The 1,661-nt window shown below is 74.8% G+C and carries 1 protein-coding gene; it reads left to right on the plus strand.

Translation table 11 applies throughout. The annotated features are described in order from the left end of the window. Positions 1 to 341: 341 nt before the first annotated feature. Positions 342 to 1,661, plus strand: a 1,320-nt coding sequence (locus tag ACIQOV_RS40590; RefSeq protein WP_401056044.1) for a PHB depolymerase family esterase, incomplete at its 3' end; no start/stop codon positions are given.

A 1,661-nucleotide genomic window follows, 5' to 3' on the forward strand; every position in this document is an offset into this window, starting at 1 on the left:
GGCCGGCCCCGGTCGCTCCGGCGGCCGGGGCCGGTTCTTTTCCATCCGTCATCGGGTTGTGGAGATGGTCCCCGGGTTCGCCCTGGAACACCGCCGTCCCCGACGTCACCTCGCCTCAAGTGCGTTCCGGTGCAGGGCAGGTACGGCCTTCAGCGCTCTGCAAGACGCCCGGCCGGGCCGCAGGACCACGGCGCGGGGCGCGGGGCGCGGGCCGCAGGACCATGGCGGCCTGCGCCATGCCCGGGCGGTGGACCCCGGATGACCGTCACATGGCACCGGGCCTGCGGGCGCGCCACGCTGCACGGGACCGGCCCCCACTCCTCCCCCACGTTGGAGTCCCCATGCCACTGCGCCCCACCGCCGCGGCGCTGCTCACCACCGTCGCTCTCGCGCTCGGCACCGCCGCGCCCTCCGCAGCCGTCGCCTCCCCCACCGCATCCACCGCCACCACGGTTTCCCCCGTCACGGCCTCCGCCGCATCCTCCGTGGCGGCGGCCACCAGCGGCAGCTTCCAGCAGGTCACCGGGTTCGGCACCAACCCGGGCAACCTCGCGATGTACACCTACACGCCCGCCGGCTTGCCCGGCGGCGCGCCCCTGGTGGTCGCGCTGCACGGCTGCGTCCAGAGCGCCACCGACTACTACCGCAACTCGGGCTGGACCAAGTTCGCCGACCAGTACGGCTTCGCGGTGGTGTTCCCGCAGACCAGCAGTGTCAACAACAGCCTCTCCTGCTTCAGCTGGTTCGACGCGAGCCGGGCCGCCCGGGGCGTCGGCGAGGCCAGGTCGGTGGTCGAGATGGTCGCCAAGGCCGAGTCCCTGTACGGCTCGGACGCCCACCGGGTGTTCGTCACCGGGCTCTCGGCGGGCGGCGGGATGGCCGCCGACCTGTTGGCGGACTACCCCGACGTGTTCGCCGGCGGGGCGATCGACTCCGGGCTGCCCGCACACTGCGCCACCACCCAGGCCGCCGCCTCCGGCTGCCAGAACTCCGACCAGGGGCTCACTCCGGCCCAGTGGGGCGACAAGGTCCGGGCCGCGTACCCGGGTTACACCGGGCCGTGGCCCAGGGTGGCGATCTGGCAGGGCACCGCCGACACCGTGGTCAGGCCGGTGAACGCGGCCGAGCTGCGGGACCAGTGGACGAACGTCCAGGGCCTCGGCCGTCAGCCGACCGGCACCCGGAGCCTGCCCGGCGGCACCACCCAGGAACTCTACGCCGATGCGAACGGAAGGCCCGCGGTGGCCGTGTTCACGATCAGCGGGATGGGCCATGGCCTGGCCGTCGACCCGGGCTCCGGGGCCGACCAGTGCGGGGCGACCGGCGCCTACTTCCTCGACACGATCTGCTCCGGCTACTACACCGCGCGGTTCTGGGGGCTGGACGGCGGCTCCGGCCCCACCGACCCCGGGCTGCCCGCCCCGACCGGGCTGACCGCGACCGCGGCCGCCGGGTCGGTCGCCCTCGGCTGGCAGTCCGTCAGCGGCGCCTCCTCGTACCAGGTCTTCCGCGATGACGCCCAGGTGGGCAGCACGACCGGCACGGCCTTCACCGACACCGGACTCGCGGCCGGCACCACGTACCGCTACACCGTGGCGGCGGTCGACGGGTCGGGCGCCGCCGGCCCCCGGTCGGCGGCGGTGACGGCGACCACTCCGGGC

Origin of the sequence: Kitasatospora sp. NPDC091257, from assembly GCF_044757675.1 — a bacterium.
GTDB classification, from domain to species: domain Bacteria; phylum Actinomycetota; class Actinomycetes; order Streptomycetales; family Streptomycetaceae; genus Kitasatospora; species Kitasatospora lactacystinica.